Raw genomic sequence first — 18,413 nt, 5'->3', positions numbered from 1 at the left:
CCGTCACAATCACCTTGACTATAATATGAGTTTTTTTGTTTATTTTTCCATATAATTAGGCCGTAAGAATGTAGTAGCACAGAGTGGATTGTAGCGGAAGGCACTTGACTCCTGCGGGTAGTAGAGGAAAGGTCGAGACCCCGCAGGGCAAAGCCCGAGGAGGCTTGACTTCCTCCCCGCGGAAAGCAAGTGCCTGGAGCGGAAAGGAACGGTCCCTGTTATCACAATCACATCACCACTCATCAAAAAATCACAAACCTTACAAAAAAAACCTGGAATAAAGCCGATCACCGATATACTTCTGAAACGCATACATAAGTAATGATTTTACAAAAAACAGGAGTGATAGCTGATACTGCTTTAAGCGGATAAGCTTCCACACACCGAGTTTTTTGAAAAGGGAGTAGAAAGGGTATGTAAAGAACGTATCGACAAAGAAATTGACCAATACATAAAGATAAAAATTTTTATAGGTGAATTTGAGGATCCAAACAGAACCGCTCAAAAATACTCCAATCACAAAAGGCATAATGCCATTCACTTTCGGGAAAAGCCTGGTTGTGATGGTCCACCATTTCACTCTTTCTGCGAAAACATTTTCTGAATAAACGAGTAATGACATAAACATAGAGGCAGGTAAATACTTTTTTAAGCTCTCTTTTCCTGCTAGTAAGAGGAATACCCAAGAAACGAGCATCAGAATGAGTATGTAAAGTTTATTTCTTTTATGCATCACGGTAATTCCCTCCTAAAAGGATGACGAGATATCTTACTCTTAGATTGGTTTATTGAAAATGGATTTATACGGATTATAGTAAATATTTAATTCCGATCAGTTTAGTAAACAATATCTTTGAGTTAGGCATGTGAATTGATTATGATGAATAGAAGAAGTAAATCGTGATATTTATCAGGAGGTGCTGTTTTAATGGACTTATATGAACCGTATATACAGAATGACCGCCAAAGAAATCTGGTTGATTTAGCTGGTGAGCTTGCTGATGCTTTTTCTGAACGTGGGGAAGCGTATGACAGGGAAGATGAATTTCCTTATGAGAATTTCAACGACCTGAAGAAAAAGGGATATGGAACATTATCTCTTCCTAAAGAGTACGGCGGGGAAGAAATCAGCTTATATGAGCTCGTGATGATTCAAGAAAGGCTTGCGACAGGGGACGCGGCAACGGCTTTGTCCATTGGCTGGCATCTCGGGGGATTGATGGAATTGACGGAAACACGGGCGTGGGATGAAGGAGTCTTCAAGGAACTTTGTGAGGAGATTGTAGCAAACAATGCTCTCATTAACCGGGCAGCATCCGAACCGGCAACGGGGAGTCCCACTCGTGGAGGACTTCCAGAAACCAAAGCAGTGAAAACGGAAGAGGGATGGAAAGTAAGCGGCAGGAAATCCTTTACTTCTATGGCGGGAATTCTGGATTATTCACTAGTATCAGCAACAATCGGAGACACGGAAGAGAAAGGATTCTTCTTGGTGAATCATGACCTGGAAGGAGTAAGCATTGAAGAAACGTGGGATACGATTTCCATGAAAGGAACGGGCAGTGATGATCTCGTTCTCACGGATGTTCATCTCCCATCTTCTGCCCTGGTGGAACGAGATAGTGTAAATCCGAGAGGGAAGAATGATCTTCCTAAAGCATGGCTCCTGCACATACCTGCCTGCTACATAGGTGTTGCGATTGCCGCACGCAACTATGCCATCCAATTTGCGAAGGACTATTCACCAAACAGTCTGCCGGGACCGATCAAGGATGTTCCTGAAGTTCAACGGAAAATTGGTGAAATTGAATTGGAGCTGTTCAAGGCGAGGCAAATTCTTTATTCGGTGGCAGAGAAGTGGGTGAGGGAGCCTGAAAAAAGGAAGGACATGGCTTCAGAGCTTGCAGCTGTGAAACATGTTGTCACAAACAGTGCCTTTCGCATCGTCGATATTGCCATGAGGATCGTTGGAGCAAGAAGTCTTTTCCGCTCGAATCCAATGCAACGTTATTATCGTGATGTAAGGGCAGGACTTCACAATCCGCCGATGGATGATATGGTGATAGCAATGCTAGCTGATAAAGCTTTGAAATGAGATTTCAATAGAAAAGGTATAGACAGGGTTTTGTCTATACCTTTATGAATGTCTATGGGTGTAACGTTTTCTCCAGGACGGTTTGATGCTGGGCTTCTAACACATGTATTTCACTGAGCTCTTCTAATAGGTCGTGAATGGATAGTAATTCGTAAAGCATGACCGTTTCACAGGAAAAGTGATGCTTCACGGATTGAAAGGGTTTTGTATGAAGTCCTTCATGGTCGTCCCAGAATTCCTCGAGTAAATCTTTCATTAGAGTGAAATGTTGTTCAGGTATGTGAAACGATGGATGATGCATGATCCCTTTCAACGATTGAGTCGCATGTAAGATACGATCTTTCTCTTCCTCACTGAATGAATACTGAACAGGTAAGTATATTAAGTTCCCAATATGAAAAAGGATCTGCCTTAAAAGGTTAAGTTTCTTGTATTCATAATGGAAATAACGCAATTCCTCACGACTGGAGCGGTGAAGCTTCCATTCTTCCTTTTGATATTCGCAAAGGGTGTCCGTCGATTCTATGTCTCTTAATAGATCATTGAAGATCAATTTTGTATCCCGGTGAAGAGAGTGATTCTGAAGGACTTCAGAGCTTCTCTTTTCTAATAAATTGCCCGTTTTGAAATAGAGATTATGAATCTTGGTCGTAATCGTTTTCGAGTATTTTGGTGGAAGGATCCACAAGTTCACTAATGTAGACACAATCAGCCCGATGGTGGTCGTGCCGAGGCGAATGAAAAAGGTAGCTACATAGTGATCGTGTATGGTGGGGATCATGGCAATCCCTGTTAATGTAGCGACCAGGATGCCTGCCCCTAAATGAAGCTTGTGGCAGGTGATGATGGTGAGCAGCGCGACCAACGCATAAGTGATGGGGTGATCGCCGAACGTGGAAGCAATGATCACCGCAAATAGTGCTCCAATCGCAGAAGCGGGAAAGCGAATGAATGCTTTCTTAATTGAATTGGCGGCTGTGGGCTCGATGGTGACGATGGCTGTAATGACGGCAAAAGTCGCCGGCCAATCTAAAAGCTCACACACAAGAGCCGTTAGAAAAACGGCAATACCGGTTTTGGCTATTCTGCCTCCGACAAATTGAATTTTTTTCAGAAACTCCATAATTTAACCCTCTTTTTTAAATGGCTGTCGCCTTCATTATAAAGTAAGAAAAACCCAATTGAAATGAATGGACAAAAAAAGAACTGTTCCGGGAACAGTTCTTTTTTATATGATAACTCATCTTAGAGGTAAAGGTCGTAACAAAATCTTGATTGATTTAGGCATCTTGTGTTCACTCTGAGCCTCTTTTAAATACTTGAACATTTGTTTGCCAGCAACAGAATTGGCGGAATGAATGGTGATGCGTTCTGCAAATAGCTGCTTTTCTACCATATAGTGTACGAGCATTAATCCATTGCGGGTCTTGCTTTCTAAGTCATGATCCAATGAAAGATGAGCGATAGAAAAATTCAGAAGCAGGTCAATACATTCATCGATGTCTTTCGCGAGAATGTACCCTTGGGGACAGTGGCGGTAATCGTCTAAAAATACATTAACTGTCATATAAATTCTTCTTTCGTCATTTGACTTAATTTAAGCCTAACAGACATTGACAAATACTTATATAGGTAAATAGTATGATTATTACAAATATAATTGTAATTTTTTTGTTGTATTATGGGGGTAAATCTTTATGGAATGGCTAAACGATGGAGGGAGATGACGATTTTCAGGAAAGGGGTTTTTCCACCTTTTATCTAGAAATTACTTCTTAAGGTAAAAAAATTACGTTTCGATGATAAAACTATTGCTTTTAGGAGTAAAGTATATTACCTTATAAAGTAAGGGGGATATTTACCATGAAAGAGAATTTAAGGTTGAATGTTTCATTGCTGCGGCGACGTGTACCCAATTTAACATCAGCTGCCAAGACAGTAGGGTTAAGACCTGCAACAGTATCCAATCTATGTACCGGCAAAATTTCTGTAGGACGTGCCGAAGTGAAGACAATCGTCACATTAGCAAATCTGGCTAACTGCACGCTGGATGAATTAATTATTCAAGGAGGGAAATTAACGATGATTGAAACGGGAATCAAACCACTCGATTTGTTTGCCCCTATTGTCCATGGTGGAACGAATGGGTTCGTGGCGAGAGCACAGGTTGGTCAATTTGTTGTTTTAGCGGAAATGACGAAAGTATTGAAAGAAAAAGGATATCAATCGATCTTGTTGACGCCGGATAAAACCTATCCTGGATTGAGTGATCTTGAAGGGTTTGTTGATGCGAAATGCCACTCGATTGATGAAGCCTTTGCAGAAGTCAGCCTAATAGAGGATAAAGACAGAATTCTCCTGTATGTTGACCGATCCTATATTGTGTCAGGTGAATTATATGAATTGAGAGAACGATTCGAAGGAGAGAGCTATCCGGAAATCACTACTGTTTTATTTGATCCCACCGGTGAAGCAGTGGATGAAGAGGACCCGTTCGGTCCACTCGATACTTTATGTTACTTCGATATCGATCTCTCTACCCGGGGGATGTACCCGGCCATTCACCCAGTGCAGTCTACATCGATTTTACTTGAAGACGACGCCCTGGACTCAAGTCACACGACTATCCACAAGAAAGCGAAGAAGCTGCTAAGGCGCTACAAAGAAATTCGTGTCCTCATGAATACAATCGGTAAGAATAAAATACCTGAAGCGGATCTCGATCTATTCCAGATAGGAGAGCGACTGGAAGCCTACTTGAGCCAGCCATTCTACGTGGCAGAAGAATTCACCAAGATAAAAGGGCAAACCGTCACAATCCAACAGACCATCCAAGACATTCAACAAATACTCCAAGGACAATACAACCACCTGGAACCAAAAGACCTCACCTACAAAGGTAAACTGATTTAGAATTTCACTTAAGGGACGGACCTCGCAAGCAACGCTTGAGGTCCGTCCCTTTTCTGTTACTTTTTTCTTAATTTTGTGGGAGATGAAAGAGGAATTACGAGAATTTTGTCGTATGTGTAAAGTAATGACTATTTTTTATGGGAGACAATTCGATGATTATCGAGAAATTATTATTACATGTATTGATTATATTGGCTCCTGTTCTCATTCAAACGTCACTCCTTGATAACCATAGGCTCGGAAAATCACCTGTTTTCATCGGTGTATTACATGGGGTTGCCGCGTTTATGTGTTTAATTTTCGCTTATGAAAGTTTCGGGTTGTATTGGGATTTCCGCTATATACCATTGGTTCTTTCAATGCTTTATGGAGGAAGAAAAGCCGGGGTCATTGTTCTGGTATTTATTTTAACCGCCCGGATCATCAACGGCGGTGATGCCATCATTTTCGGATTTGTAAGTGCGTTTCTTGCAGGAACTCTTCCGTTCCTGATTTCAAATCGATTCTGGACATTTCCACCAAAGAAACGGGTAACGTTTGCCGTGTTACTTGGATTTTGGCCTGCGTTAGTGATGCTTGGGATTCTTCTTTCATTCGCGTTCATAGCGGGAGTTCCAGTTTCAGGTAATAAAGAAATGGGGATCTACGTCTTGATATTCGGGGGCATCCAGGTGTTGGGGGTCGGTGTAGCTGCACAACTCAATGAGTGGATGATTGAGAAGCGTTTGCTTCGTGAAGAGATCCTGAAATCTGAAAAACTTAATACACTGGGAGAGCTTGCTGCTTCCATTGCTCATGAAGTGCGGAACCCTTTAACTGTCGTCAAGGGATTTCTTCAATTAATGAAAAAGCAAGTAACGGGGACTCATGAGGAATATTTGAAAATCGTATTGAGTGAGTTAGGAAGGGCAGAGGAAATCATTAATGATTATTTGAATTTTGCCAAGCCCGAGTTCGAAAAAATAGAGAAAATCAATGTGAAAGAGGTTCTCTCGGATGTCACAGTCCTCCTTAATGCATATGCCCTCAAAGAGGGGGTTTACCTTGAAGCGAGCCTCAAAGAAGATGGATTTCTTTTGACAGACCGAAATAAGTTGAAGCAAGCCTTCGTCAATATTATCAAGAATGCCATTGAAGCGACCCCTCCTCAAGGAAAAGTAAGCGTGAATTTAGAAGTCACCCATACACAAGCCATCGTCACGGTAGAAGACACAGGAAAAGGGATGACCAAAGATCAAATCGCACGACTTGGGACATTGTTTTTTACAACAAAGGTCCAAGGTACTGGATTAGGTACTTCGGTGTCCTTGCGCATCATTGAAGCCATGGGTGGTCATATCCATTATTCAAGCATTGTTAATAAAGGAACAGTCGTTACAATCGATCTTCCGTTGAATAAAGATAAGGTTGTAAAATTTGATTCCAATCTCCCCAATACATATATGAACAACCAAAACGCTTAGGAATCACTAAGTGTTTTTTTATGGGCAATAAGACATAATAAAAAGTCAATCAACTCCATTTCCCGTACATACGTTCCATGATAGGATAGAAGATATGAATAATAAATCCAAGCGTACAGGCGACTATCACCGTTCCGACGCCAACTGCTCCATGAAACACCATGGCTAACGTAATGGCAATCGCCTCGTTCAATAAACGGGAATTTCGTAAATTTAAACCGAACCGTCTATGAATCGCCACCATGAATGTATCCATGGGGCTTGAAGGCAGCTTGGCTTGAAGATAAATGGAGATCCCGATGCCGAGTAGCAATATACCAGCCAGCACAAGAGACAACTGTTGAATAAATCCGATCGGTTGAAGCGTTTCAAGACCGATCGTGATCCAATAATCAACCATCATCCCGATGACGAAGATGGAGAGAGCAGCTAACCATTGGATGGCCTCCTTTAATAAAAGAGCGTTTATACAGATGAGAATACATCCATTGATGAAGATGCATGTCCCGATTGAAAGGTTGAACAGAGTAGATTCACCAACGGCCAGTGCATCCCATGGAGCCGCCCCCAAATCACCTTTAATAATAAGAGAAACACCTAATGATAATGCGAGTAATCCTATACAATAAAAAATGAATCTAGCCTTCATTCCCCGAATCCTCCGTTCGAAAAAGCTTGTCTAATATATATGTTCACTGAAAAAAATTAGAATGATAATTTGTGTGGGAAAGAAAGAGGTGAGACGTAACATGAAGAAATCGGTCAAGATTTCGATCAGGGAATTAGTAGAGTTCGTTTATAAAGAAGGAAGCATAGATGTCAGGTTTCAAGCCCGCTCTTCCATGACCATCGGAACAAAACTTCATCAAAAATTACAGAAAGAATACAAAGAAGGTGATGAGAAAGAAGTCTTCCTAAAAGGAGAAAGATCGGTGGAGGATATTGTCTATCAACTGGAAGGCCGCTGTGATGGGATCCATTATGAAAACGGGGAAGTAATCGTAGAAGAAATTAAATCAACGGCAAGGCCTGTAGCACAAATCGAAGAAGGTGCCAGGGTCCACTGGGCTCAAGGTGAATGCTACGCATACTTATTGGCAAAAGAAAAGCAGCTGAAGAAAATGGGGGTGCAGCTCACATACATTGAGGTAGAATCTGAAAAAACGAAGTCTTTCACCCGTATTTATACGATGGAAGAGCTCCAACACATCGTTGATGAGACACTGCTTGCCTATACTCCATTTGCTTCCCTTTTACTCACCAACCAGGAAAACCGGATAAACAGTATTCCAGACCTTGGATTTCCTTATCCAACTTATCGAAAAGGGCAGAAAAAGCTTGCTGGTGCCGTTTATAAGACGGTCGCCGAATCCAGGTCTTTGTACGCGAATGCCCCGACGGGAACAGGGAAAACCATTTCAACCTTATTTCCTGCGATCAAAGCGATGGATGGGAAATGGTTTTATGTGACAGCCAAGACGATTACCCGGACTGTCGCAGAGGAGGCGCTGCTTCTTTTAGAACGGGAAGGATTGTCACACAGGGCGATTACCATTACGGCAAAAGACAAAATCTGCTTTCAGGAAGAAACGATCTGTCAGAAAGAGTATTGTGAATTTGCGAATGGCTATTATGATCGGATTAACGGCGCGCTCATTGATATTTTAACACACGAAACCATCATCACCCGCCCAATTGTTGAAACATACGCCAGGAAGCACCGGGTATGCCCGTTTGAATTTTCAATAGACCTCTCCTATTTAGTCGACGGTGTCATCTGTGATTATAACTACATCTTCGACCCAAAAGTTTCATTAAACAGAATGAGTGATGAAGGAAAGAAGAAGACGACTCTACTTATTGATGAAGCACATAACCTTGTTGGCAGGGGCCGGGAAATGTATTCAGCCACCCTGAGGAAGTCCGATTTTTTAGAAATCAAAAGAAATTATCCGGAATATGAGGCTTTGAAGCAAAGCATAGTCGCGGTTAATAAGCAATTTCTCCGTTTGAAAAAAGAACAAGGGGACGATGTGGGTAATGAGATGGATGCAGAATTCGTTGATGAGGTGGAAAGATTTGTTGAGATAGCAGAAAAACATTTGGGAGAAGTGGAAGGAGATTGCTCTCAGGAGTTTCTTCAATTGTACTTTGCTGCATTAAATTTTGTGAGGATCACAAACCTTTTTTCTGATGAACATCGCTTTGTAATCGATCAAACGCCTGAAGATGCAGAAGTGAAACTATTTTGCATTGATCCTTCAAAGCTTATTAAACAAATAACGAGGTCGTTTCGATCATCAGTGTTTTTCTCAGCTACGCTTCACCCCTTTTCGTACTATTTTCAGCAACTGGGTGGGTGTGAAGAGGATTATCGATTTCTGATTCCTTCGCCATTTGAAAGAGAACAATGGCAGGTTGGGATCCATTCGATTTCAACCCGGTTTAAGGACAGAGAAAGGACCCTTTCTTCGATTACACGTTCCATTACAGAAGCTTTCAATGAGTATAAAGGAAATTATCTGGTCTTTTTTTCATCTTATGCCTATATGAGGGAAGCCTTCGAGGAAATGAATAAGGATGCAATGGATGCAGAATTCATCATACAGGAGCCTAATATGAAAGAAGTAGACAGAGAGAAATTTTTAAGGGAGTATCAAAGCGACAGAGATCGTCCGATTATTGGATTTGCCGTATTGGGAGGCATCTTCTCAGAGGGTATCGATCTGAAAGGAGATCGATTAAAGGGTGTAATTGTTGTTGGAGTTGGGCTACCTCAGCCAAGTAGGGATCATGAAATCATTAAGGACTATTTTAATGAACGGGGATTAAATGGATTCAATCATGCCTATGTCTACCCGGGATTAAATAAAGTATTTCAATCCGGGGGGAGGCTCATCCGTTCAGAGGAGGATACGGGAGTCCTCAGACTGATCGACGATCGTTATCTGTCATCGAAATATCAGTCATTACTGCTTGAAGAATGGAAGGATTATCGAATCATCACATGAAAAAAAGACCGCTGATATAGCGGTCTTTTCTCGTATATTAGTTAAAAGAGGGATCCTTTAGTAAGCGATCGAATTCCTCAAGGTGATGGGTTTCATCCGCAATCATGTCATCTAGCTTAATGCTAAGCTCGACCAGACCCAATTCCTCAGCTTGCTCTTTACGTATTTTATAACGCTCGATTGTATCCGCTTCAGCTTTACGGCCTTCCTCTAACATTTCCTTTACGTTATCTGTTTGTTTCACGGCAGCCGGAGTAGTCGTTGGATCTCCGCCCAATGTTTTAATTTTTTCGGCTAAATATAAAGCATGCCCCTGTTCATCAGGGATTTCCTCTTCGAAGAAAGGCTTTAAGATTTGACGATATAAGCCGCTCACGACAGCAGCGTAGTTTGTGTAAAGTATAACTGCAGCATATTCATTGGCTAAATCTTCATTTAATCCATCGATTAATTCTTTTAATTTTGCTTCATCCATTTGAATACCACCCTTTTATTTATTGTTATATAGGGTATTTACCCGGCATAGTGAAAAATAAACATGCTGAAAGTAATCGAAGGCCCTTCAAATATTTTGCCTTGAAATGGGGATTCTAATTCTATAAAAGTCAGAGGAGGGATGAGAATGTCTAAACAGGGAAAGAAGAGTATGGACCAAACATCAGAACAGTTGGCAAAGCAAAAGGCTAAGAATGATGTGGAATTCGGATCTGATATTCAGGTGGGGAATTCAAAAGGCCAAAGCCAGAAAAAAAGTGGCAAACAAGTAAATAAAAAATAAATGACGAATATCTTTTTCCCCGAAAGAAAAACCTATATGTAGAAACAGGAGGTGTAAAGGCATGAGAATTGGTGTTGAACAATCCTTACAAAACGTCGTGCAAGCCTTACGTGAAAAGGGGCATGACGTCGTTGAATTAAAACAGGAAACAGACGCAAACGGCTGTGACTGCTGCGTAGTGACAGGGATGGATTCCAATGTAATGGGGATTCAAAACGTAGCTACTCAAGGGTCCGTTATTGAAGCAAGCGGGCTAAGTGCTGATGAAGTATGTCAGCAAGTTGAGAGCAGATTACAATAGTAGAAAACCAGTGTAGCGCAAAAAGAACAGTCTATGATGGCTGTTCTTTTTCAGTAGCATAGTAATAAGAAGGGTGAGTGCACGATTTTTGGCTCATTCGAGTGAAACGGACGTTTCACTCGCCTTTCAGCATAGCTGAAAGGTCGCCTGAATGAAAAGAACCCCCGGCATAAATGCATTTAAGCCGGGGGTTCTTTTCAATCAGGTGGAAATGAGCCAAAAATCAACTAGTTCCGTCATCCAATCTGTGCAAGTGGCTGGTTTCTCAAGTGCTCCCTCAGTAGGTCAGGTGCTGTAATAAACAACAGCCCATTTCCTTCCAAAGTTTTTGGGAATCCGAGTGGAACGGTGCGTTTAATGAGTTGTGCATACACTTCGGTTTCGGAAAGTTTACGGTCAAACGATACTTGCTCGAATTCTTTGATGAGGGCTAATGCTCCGGACACATGTGGAGCCGACATGGAGGTACCGCTGAGCTTAGCGTATTTTTCACCGGGGATGGTAGATAAAATTTGTTCACCCGGTGCCACCAAGTCGACTTCATTATTTGAATTCGTAAAGTAAGAAGATTTTCTTTGAAGGTCGATGGCTCCTACAGAAATCACTTCATTGTAACAAGCGGGATAAGAAAACTCATCGGTGCTGCTATTCGAGTCACCTTCGTTACCTGCTGCACAAACAACGGAAATATTTGCATCCACCGCTTTTTGGATCGCTTCGTGCAGAGGCTTGTAGTCAGTGGGGCCTCCCAATGACATGGAGATGATGTCCACCTTTTGTTCGATGGCATACAGAATCCCGTTCACAATCCAATCGTATTTGCCACTCCCACGGCTGCCTGCCAGTACTTTAATAACCAATAAATCGGCCAGTGGCGCAACCCCGATAACCCCATCACCATTTTCACTTGCAGCAATCGTACCCGCTACATGAGTGCCGTGTCCGCTATAATCAGTAACGTTATCTTCAGCACCGTTATCATCGTCGGTGAAATTGCGGAATCCTTTCACTTTCCCTGCCAGATCAGGATGGTTCATATCGCAGCCTGTATCCAGGACAGCGATTGTCATTCCTTTTCCTTTGTACCCATTCTTCCACATACTAGGAGATTGGATTAAATCAACGCCTTTAGGAATTTCATTTGCATCAACAATCATTTCGTCCATGAAATATGGAATTAACCTAATTTCACCTTGCATATCAATCCCTCCTATAATGGTACTGCATAATAAAAATCTGAAGTTTCTGAAAATATAACATTTTTTGGACAAAATGAAAAGGGATAATAGTAATAGGAAAATAAAACCAATCATATTTTCGCCTATTTAAGCATAGGGGAGGGGCTTTAGTATATTCCACAGGTAGTATTCAATGGAAGAATGGGTGAGAACCTCCGGGGTAGGGATCAATGTGTCGATCTCCATGTTGAAAATTTAAACAAACGTTTGAATGAGAGGAAGGACCATTGAGTAGACAAGGTTTTCAGAGGTTAAACAAACGTTTGGATAAAAAGTGAAGTTCTGGTTTTTTCATCATGTCACCCAGACTTTCAACATAAAATGTCTTGAAGGAAGGTGAACCAATGATGAATTATTATCAATATGGCCATCCTGGTTATTCTTATTATCGAAACGCTCCAGACATGGCCTTCGCTCAAATACAGGGAGGTCCATTAGCACCAGGATTGCAAGGGTATGTTTTTTTTCGGGAAGTGCAAAATGGGGTGGAAGTATATGCAGAGATAACAGGTTTACCATCATATAAGGAAGGAAAAGGTGATCAAAATCCGATCGGTCCTCATGGATTTCACTTACATGAAAAGGGAGTCTGTGAAGTAGGCGATCCAAAGGAACCTTTCTCTTCTGCCGGGGGACATTGGAATCCGACGAATCAGCCTCATGGTAATCATGCAGGTGATTTTCCTGTGCTGTTCTCAAACGACGGATACGCTAAAATGTCCTTTTTTACGAATAAATTCAAAGTGAAAGACGTCATAGGCAAAGGGGTCATCATCCATCAAAGCCCGGATGACTACAGGTCCCAGCCCTCAGGTGATGCGGGGAAACGGCTCGCATGCGGAGTCGTTATGGGGTATGGGGTCTAATGAAAAAGGGTCGACCTTATTAGACAGGTCAACCCTTTTTTTAACATCTATTAGAATAGGCCCAATACATCAAGCATGACAATAACGATTAGCAACGGAGCCACATAACGGATCAGGAAGAACCAGGTTTCGAATAATCCCCTCTTCAATCCGTTTCCATGCTTCAATTCTTCGTAAAGTGCTGTTTTCTTCATTTTCATAGGTACGAACAATGCAATAAGCAGTGCTCCAACCGGAAGCAGTACATTGCTGACAGCGAAATCAGCCAAGTCAAAGATGGTCTTACCGAATAGCGTGATATCCCCAAGTATCCCAAATGATAATGCCGATGGAATACCGAAAACAAAGATGGCAAGTCCGATGATCCAAGACCATTTTTTACGCTTTTCAGGTTCTCCTTTTGAAATGACCGAAACAATGATTTCGAGCATGGAGAACGCGGAAGTTAATGCAGCGAACAAGAACAGGACAAGGAAAGCAATGAAGAAGAACATTCCAAAAGGAAGTTGACTGAACACGGTCGGTAAAACATTAAACAGTAGTACCGGGCCCGCCCCAGGTTCTAAATCAAAGGCAAAGACTGCCGGGAAAATGGCCAAGCCGGCTAACAGAACGATGAAGATATTCATAGCGACTATGGATAGGGCTGATCTTGGCAGGCTCTGTGTTTTCGGCAGATAAGAACTATATGTCACCATCACCGATACACCCACACTTAGCGTGAAGAACGATTGTCCCATTGCTTCTAATATCGTTTGTGATGTCACCTTTGAAAAATCAGGTTGCAACAAGAATGTGATTCCATCCATTGCGTTATCAAGGGTTACAGCACGAATGACCAAAAGAATAAATAAAATAAATAATGCCGGCATCATGATTTTACTTGCCAGTTCAATCCCTTTTTGAACCCCTTTAGCAACCACGATGATGGTCATCAGGATGAAAAGAAATTGAACGAACACACTTGTTACAGGATTCGAGATCGTTGCACCAAATACTTCTGCGTATTGATCCGAGGAAAGATTGTTCAATTGACCCGTAATGGCTTTAAATAAATAAACAACAATCCATCCCCCGATCACGCTGTAGAAGGAAAGTAAGATAAAGGATGTGATCATCCCAAGAATCCCGACCCAGTGCCAGCGCGTACCGGGGGCGATTTTTCGATACGAATCAACGGCATTGCTCCCGGCAGTACGTCCGATGGAGAACTCAGCCAGTAATAATGGAAGTCCGAGTAATAAAGTAAATAGAATGAAGATCAGGAAGAATGCTCCACCTCCATTTTGACCGGCGATGTAAGGGAATTTCCAAATTGCCCCCAATCCAATCGCAGACCCTGCTGCCGCTAATATAAAGCCAATCTTTGATGACCATTGTTCGCGTTGACTCATTCTCATTCTCCTTTCTGTTTTCTGTTCATTATTGACGTGTGTTGGGACGCTTTCAAACAATAAAAAAATCGCCCCTACATATCGTAGGGACGATTTGGATATCGCGGTACCACCCTAGTTATGAGAAAACATTTCTCATCACTCTTCACACATAACGGCCTTAACCGTCTTTTGATCTCGTCAAAAGAAGCTCAGGAATCGAAATTCACTAATCATCTTTGTACCGGTTCACACCAACCACCGGCTCTCTTTAACAGGGAAATGTTCGCTACTTGTTTCCATCAAAGCTTATTCAATATTAGGTTATACAATTTTTATCATGAATCAAAACAACTTGTCAATCTATTTTGAAAAAAGTAGTGAGAATTGTCTGGAATTGTTGGTGTTATTTGGGGTTGTCGTGAAGTTGGTTGTACCAGGTACAAATAGGTCAAATTGTACCTGGTACAACAAAACCGCACCCTCATTGAGTTCCCCCATCTTCTCAAGTAAAATAAAGAAAAAACGTAATGAAAAGGTGTATTAAATGAAATCATATATTGTTGTCGGAGCTGGAATTCTTGGGGCATCTACGGCTTACCATCTTGCTAAGGCCGGAGCACACGTGACAGTAGTTGACCGTCAAGACCCTGGACAAGCAACCGATGCCGCAGCGGGAATTGTCTGTCCGTGGCTTTCCCAACGTCGGAATAAAGTGTGGTATCGACTGGCCAAAGGTGGGGCGAAATATTATCCGGCCATCATTCAGCAGCTGGAAGCAGATGGAGAAACTGAAACAGGGTATAAGCGTGTAGGGGCGATCAGCCTTCATACCGATGAAAATAAACTTCGGAAAATGGTGGAGAGAGCGGAAAAACGCAGGGAGGATGCACCTGAAATCGGTGAACTCACTCTTCTTACGGCTGAGGAAACACGTCAATATTTCCCGCTTTTATCTGAGGAATATCAAGCTGTTCATGTAAGTGGGGCTGCACGAGTTGACGGAAGAGCAATGCGGCAGGCGCTTATAAACGGAGCCAAAAAGAATGGGGCGATATTCCGGCAAGGGGATGCCAAGCTTCTGAAAGATCATAACAGGATCACAGGCGTCACCATGGATGAAGAAAAGCTTGAAGCAGATGAAGTGATTGTCACAGCAGGTGTTTGGGCGAAGGCACTTTTTGAACCGGTGGGAATAAACTTTTTAGTATCTTCGCAAAAAGCGCAAATTCTTCATTTAGAGGTAAAGGGGGAAGAAACGAGTGGATGGCCTGTCGTCATGCCGCCAAATGACCAATACCTTCTTGCTTTTCCTGAGGGAAGAGTCGTAGCAGGAGCCACACATGAAAATGAGATGGGGTTCGACCGACGGGTGACAGCAGGTGGGTTACATGAAGTTCTTCACAAAGCGATGGAAGTGGCACCCGGCATCCATAACAGTACAGTGATTGAAACAAGGGTGGGGTTTCGACCATTCACTCCCGGTTTTCTCCCCGTTTTCGGAGCGATGTCGGGACTTCCTGGGGTGTTGGTAGCGAATGGGCTTGGAGCATCCGGTCTGACGGTGGGACCGTATCTTGGTTCGGAGCTTGCGAAGCTTGCACTCGGTGAACCTACTGAACTGGATCCTGCTGACTATGATGTAGCAGGGGCCATCGAGTAAAGAAAAAAACACCAGCTTATTTCCCTCTATCTTCTAAGCGTAATGACCCTTATAATAAAGGGAGCGAATTTTAGTATATAAAGAAAAGGTGTTTACAATATGAGTTTATTATCAGTTCAAAATTTGACTCACGGTTTCGGTGACCGTGCGATTTTTAATGACGTTTCTTTCCGTTTGTTAAAGGGTGAGCATATCGGCTTGATCGGTGCCAATGGAGAAGGAAAGTCTACATTTATGAATATCATTACAGGAAAGCTTGAGCCCGATGAAGGAAAAGTGGAATGGGCGAAGCGGATCCGTATCGGTTACTTAGATCAGCATGCGCAGCTGAAGCAGGGAATGACAATCCGGGATGTGTTGAAAACAGCCTTTCAATATCTGTTTGACATGGAAACAGAAATGAATGAGTTATTTGCCAAAATGGGAGAAGCCACTCCAGAAGAGCTGGAAGGATTGCTGGAAGAAACCGGGACACTTCAAGATGCCCTTACGAATAATGATTTTTATATCATTGACGCAAAGGTGGAAGAAATCGGACGGGGTCTGGGATTAGATGATATCGGTCTGGATAAGGATGTTCACGATTTAAGTGGAGGACAAAGAACGAAAGTCTTACTGGCGAAGCTTTTACTGGAAAAACCGGAAATTCTATTACTCGATGAGCCGACCAACTATCTTGATGAACAACATATCAATTGGTTGAGACGCTACCTGCAGGAATATGAAAATGCGTTTATCCTGATCTCACATGATATTCCATTCTTAAATAGTGTCATTAATCTTATTTATCATATGGAAAATCAAGAGCTGAATCGTTATGCTGGAGATTACCATGAATTCAAACGCGTCCATGAAATGAAGAAGCAGCAGCTTGAGTCAGCTTTCAAGAGACAACAACAGGAAATTTCAGAGCTGAAGGATTTCGTAGCCCGCAATAAAGCACGTGTATCTACTCGTAACATGGCGATGTCCCGTCAGAAGAAGCTGGATAAGATGGATATGATTGAACTGGCTGCCGAAAAGCCGAAGCCAGAGTTTCATTTCAAACAAGCGCGAACCGCTGGCAGGGTCATTTTTGAAACGAAAGACCTTGTAATTGGATATGATGAACCATTGTCGAAGCCGCTGAATCTTAAGATGGAGCGCGGTCAGAAGATTGCTCTATCTGGAGCCAACGGTATCGGGAAGACGACTCTACTAAGAAGTATATTGGGAGAAATCAAACCCATTTCAGGCTCAGTGGAGCTGGGAGACTATCTTCATATCGGTTATTTTGAACAGGAAATCAAAACAAAAAATAATAACACCTGTATTGAAGAGGTGTGGAATGAGTTCCCATCCTTCAATCAAGCGGAAGTGCGAGCTGCCCTGGCGAAATGTGGCCTGACGACAAAGCATATCGAAAGCAAGGTAGAAGTGCTGAGTGGTGGAGAAAAAGCGAAGGTCCGCCTGTGTAAATTGATGAACAAAGAATCGAACGTCCTGGTATTCGACGAACCGACCAACCACTTGGACGTTGAGGCAAAAGAAGAATTGAAAAGGGCCCTTAAAGAATACAAAGGCACCGTTCTCTTAATCAGTCACGAACCTGAATTCTATCAGGATGTGGCGACAGAAGTTTGGAACTGTGAAAACTGGACAACGAAATTATTCTAAATGTAAAAGCCGATTCCCACGCAAAGACAAGGTGGGCACCGGCTTTTTTTCGTACATTAATCTTCTAAAACAGACTCAAGTGAGGAATACCCATTATCATCCAGTCTCAAATCATCAAAACTATGCTTCATATGAAGATCGATCAGTTCCAACAGTGTTTGCTGATCTTTGTTTTCAATCGCCTTCACCATTTCTTCATGTTCTCGGAAACGCACGTTCTCACCCGGTTCCACATGGTAAAACACATCAAATAAAAACAGATAGACGTTAGATTGGGTAAGCATTTCATCCATATAGCGTATCAGGAATTTATTCCCGCTCACTTCTGCAAGGAATAAATGAAACTGTTTATTGAGCTCGACATATTTTAACAGATCCTTTTGTTTGTAGGTTTCCTGTTCATCTTCAAGAAACGCATAAAGCTTTGACATATGTGCTTTTTTTACCTTTGGGAGGCCATATTTAACCGTAAGGAATTCTAGTTCTTTCCTTAATTCAAAGAAGGATATAATCTCTTCTTTTGTAGGATGGACGACAAATGCGCCTCGATTCGGAATGATCTGAACCAGTCCTTCGGCTTCCAGTCGTTTCAACGCATGCCGGATGGGGGTTCTGCTCACATCCATCTTCAGAGAGATGATTTGTTCCACAAGCTGGGTACCGGGAGCGATCTTTCTGGCAAGTAAGGCATCCTTCAGTTGCCCATACACTCTAAACTCTGCGGTTTGTCTCTTTTTCACGTTCATCATCCATTCAGGTCTATTATTTCATAATGTCTATCATATACGAAAAAGAGGCTGATCCAAAATCAGGTGTCTCCGAATTTCTAAAAGGACACCTGATCAGATCAGCCTTTTAAGCAAATGATTTAAAATTCTGTCCCCAAATTTCGTTCATGCTGTGTATGGTGATAAATGCCTTTTCATCGGTTGATTGAATATATGATTTCAATTTGGAGAATTCTTTACGACCAAGGATCGTTGTGATGACTTCTTTTTGATCATCAGAAAAAGCCCCTTTTGCTGAGTGGTGAACTATACCCCATAATTCGGACAG

The 18,413-nt window shown here is 42.2% G+C and carries 18 protein-coding genes and 1 other annotated feature; of the genes, 9 read left to right on the top strand and 9 right to left on the bottom strand.

Annotated elements, in window-relative coordinates; all coding sequences use genetic code 11:
- Positions 1 to 259: 259 nt before the first annotated feature.
- On the bottom strand, positions 260 to 733 hold the full coding sequence (locus tag ACXAF2_RS20175) for a hypothetical protein (protein ID WP_475141334.1): 474 nt from the start codon (positions 731 to 733) through the stop codon (positions 260 to 262).
- A 195-nt stretch (positions 734 to 928) separates the two neighbouring features.
- Between ACXAF2_RS20175 and ACXAF2_RS20170 the strand changes: the two genes are divergently transcribed.
- Positions 929 to 2,095 carry an acyl-CoA dehydrogenase family protein gene (locus ACXAF2_RS20170; protein WP_475141332.1) on the top strand — a complete coding sequence of 389 codons (1,167 nt, stop codon included), beginning with the start codon at positions 929 to 931 and terminating at the stop codon, positions 2,093 to 2,095.
- 52 nt (positions 2,096 to 2,147) lie between these two features.
- On the opposite strand, the gene ACXAF2_RS20165 is transcribed toward ACXAF2_RS20170, so the two are convergent.
- Together ACXAF2_RS20165 and ACXAF2_RS20160 are read right to left on the bottom strand one after the other, a co-directional pair.
- Positions 2,148 to 3,218 (bottom strand): aromatic acid exporter family protein, encoded by a 1,071-nt coding sequence (locus tag ACXAF2_RS20165; RefSeq protein ID WP_475141330.1) that lies wholly within the window; start codon positions 3,216 to 3,218, stop codon positions 2,148 to 2,150.
- A gap of 117 nt (positions 3,219 to 3,335) precedes the next feature.
- Positions 3,336 to 3,662, bottom strand: a complete 327-nt coding sequence (locus ACXAF2_RS20160) for a cyclic-phosphate processing receiver domain-containing protein (protein WP_113968552.1) — start codon at positions 3,660 to 3,662, stop codon at positions 3,336 to 3,338.
- Positions 3,663 to 3,958: 296 nt separating this feature from the next.
- Between ACXAF2_RS20160 and ACXAF2_RS20155 the strand changes: the two genes are divergently transcribed.
- Together ACXAF2_RS20155 and ACXAF2_RS20150 are read left to right on the top strand one after the other, a co-directional pair.
- Complete coding sequence (locus ACXAF2_RS20155) at positions 3,959 to 5,008, top strand: ATP synthase beta subunit C-terminal domain-containing protein (RefSeq protein WP_475141329.1); 1,050 nt, start codon at positions 3,959 to 3,961, stop codon at positions 5,006 to 5,008.
- A 206-nt stretch (positions 5,009 to 5,214) separates the two neighbouring features.
- Entirely contained in the window at positions 5,215 to 6,471 is a 1,257-nt protein-coding gene (locus ACXAF2_RS20150) for an ATP-binding protein (protein WP_475141503.1), read from the top strand.
- 49 nt (positions 6,472 to 6,520) lie between these two features.
- On the opposite strand, the gene ACXAF2_RS20145 is transcribed toward ACXAF2_RS20150, so the two are convergent.
- Positions 6,521 to 7,120, bottom strand: coding sequence for a YczE/YyaS/YitT family protein (locus ACXAF2_RS20145; RefSeq protein ID WP_475141327.1), 600 nt, complete (start codon positions 7,118 to 7,120; stop codon positions 6,521 to 6,523).
- A 100-nt stretch (positions 7,121 to 7,220) separates the two neighbouring features.
- Between ACXAF2_RS20145 and ACXAF2_RS20140 the strand changes: the two genes are divergently transcribed.
- Positions 7,221 to 9,482: a helicase C-terminal domain-containing protein gene (locus ACXAF2_RS20140; protein WP_475141325.1), complete on the top strand. Its 2,262-nt coding sequence runs from the start codon at positions 7,221 to 7,223 to the stop codon at positions 9,480 to 9,482.
- 37 nt (positions 9,483 to 9,519) lie between these two features.
- On the opposite strand, the gene ACXAF2_RS20135 is transcribed toward ACXAF2_RS20140, so the two are convergent.
- Entirely contained in the window at positions 9,520 to 9,957 is a 438-nt protein-coding gene (locus ACXAF2_RS20135) for a ferritin-like domain-containing protein (protein WP_475141324.1), read from the bottom strand.
- 147 nt (positions 9,958 to 10,104) lie between these two features.
- Between ACXAF2_RS20135 and ACXAF2_RS20130 the strand changes: the two genes are divergently transcribed.
- Positions 10,105 to 10,260: a hypothetical protein gene (locus ACXAF2_RS20130; RefSeq protein ID WP_187443187.1), complete on the top strand. Its 156-nt coding sequence runs from the start codon at positions 10,105 to 10,107 to the stop codon at positions 10,258 to 10,260.
- Positions 10,261 to 10,321: 61 nt separating this feature from the next.
- The gene (locus ACXAF2_RS20125; protein ID WP_113968558.1) at positions 10,322 to 10,561 is read left to right on the top strand and encodes a YkuS family protein; all 240 of its coding nucleotides are present in this window, start codon (positions 10,322 to 10,324) and stop codon (positions 10,559 to 10,561) included.
- 236 nt (positions 10,562 to 10,797) lie between these two features.
- Here the strand turns inward: ACXAF2_RS20125 and ACXAF2_RS20120 are convergent, their stop codons facing one another.
- Positions 10,798 to 11,760 (bottom strand): S8 family peptidase, encoded by a 963-nt coding sequence (locus ACXAF2_RS20120; RefSeq protein ID WP_475141322.1) that lies wholly within the window; start codon positions 11,758 to 11,760, stop codon positions 10,798 to 10,800.
- A 386-nt stretch (positions 11,761 to 12,146) separates the two neighbouring features.
- Here ACXAF2_RS20120 and ACXAF2_RS20115 point away from each other — a divergent pair, with 386 nt between their 5' ends.
- On the top strand, positions 12,147 to 12,665 hold the full coding sequence (locus tag ACXAF2_RS20115; RefSeq protein WP_475141320.1) for a superoxide dismutase family protein: 519 nt from the start codon (positions 12,147 to 12,149) through the stop codon (positions 12,663 to 12,665).
- Between the two features lie 50 nt (positions 12,666 to 12,715).
- On the opposite strand, the gene ACXAF2_RS20110 is transcribed toward ACXAF2_RS20115, so the two are convergent.
- Complete coding sequence (locus ACXAF2_RS20110) at positions 12,716 to 14,059, bottom strand: sodium-dependent transporter (protein ID WP_475141318.1); 1,344 nt, start codon at positions 14,057 to 14,059, stop codon at positions 12,716 to 12,718.
- Positions 14,060 to 14,141: 82 nt separating this feature from the next.
- Positions 14,142 to 14,353 (bottom strand) — a binding site (T-box leader).
- Positions 14,354 to 14,585: 232 nt separating this feature from the next.
- Here ACXAF2_RS20110 and ACXAF2_RS20105 point away from each other — a divergent pair.
- Positions 14,586 to 15,701, top strand: coding sequence for an NAD(P)/FAD-dependent oxidoreductase (locus ACXAF2_RS20105; RefSeq protein WP_475141316.1), 1,116 nt, complete (start codon positions 14,586 to 14,588; stop codon positions 15,699 to 15,701).
- 99 nt (positions 15,702 to 15,800) lie between these two features.
- Positions 15,801 to 17,357: an ABC-F family ATP-binding cassette domain-containing protein gene (locus tag ACXAF2_RS20100; RefSeq protein WP_148995064.1), complete on the top strand. Its 1,557-nt coding sequence runs from the start codon at positions 15,801 to 15,803 to the stop codon at positions 17,355 to 17,357.
- Positions 17,358 to 17,413: 56 nt separating this feature from the next.
- Here the strand turns inward: ACXAF2_RS20100 and ACXAF2_RS20095 are convergent, their stop codons facing one another.
- Both ACXAF2_RS20095 and ACXAF2_RS20090 read right to left on the bottom strand, forming a co-directional pair.
- Positions 17,414 to 18,097 carry a GntR family transcriptional regulator gene (locus tag ACXAF2_RS20095; protein ID WP_475141314.1) on the bottom strand — a complete coding sequence of 228 codons (684 nt, stop codon included), beginning with the start codon at positions 18,095 to 18,097 and terminating at the stop codon, positions 17,414 to 17,416.
- Positions 18,098 to 18,212: 115 nt separating this feature from the next.
- On the bottom strand, positions 18,213 to 18,413 hold a 201-nt coding region (locus ACXAF2_RS20090), incomplete at its 5' end, for a DUF2179 domain-containing protein (protein WP_475141312.1).

Source organism: Rossellomorea sp. ABR4_004 (assembly GCF_056159585.1).
The sequence above is the reverse complement of the archived record's forward strand: the minus strand, read 5'-3'. Positions and strand labels throughout refer to the sequence as shown.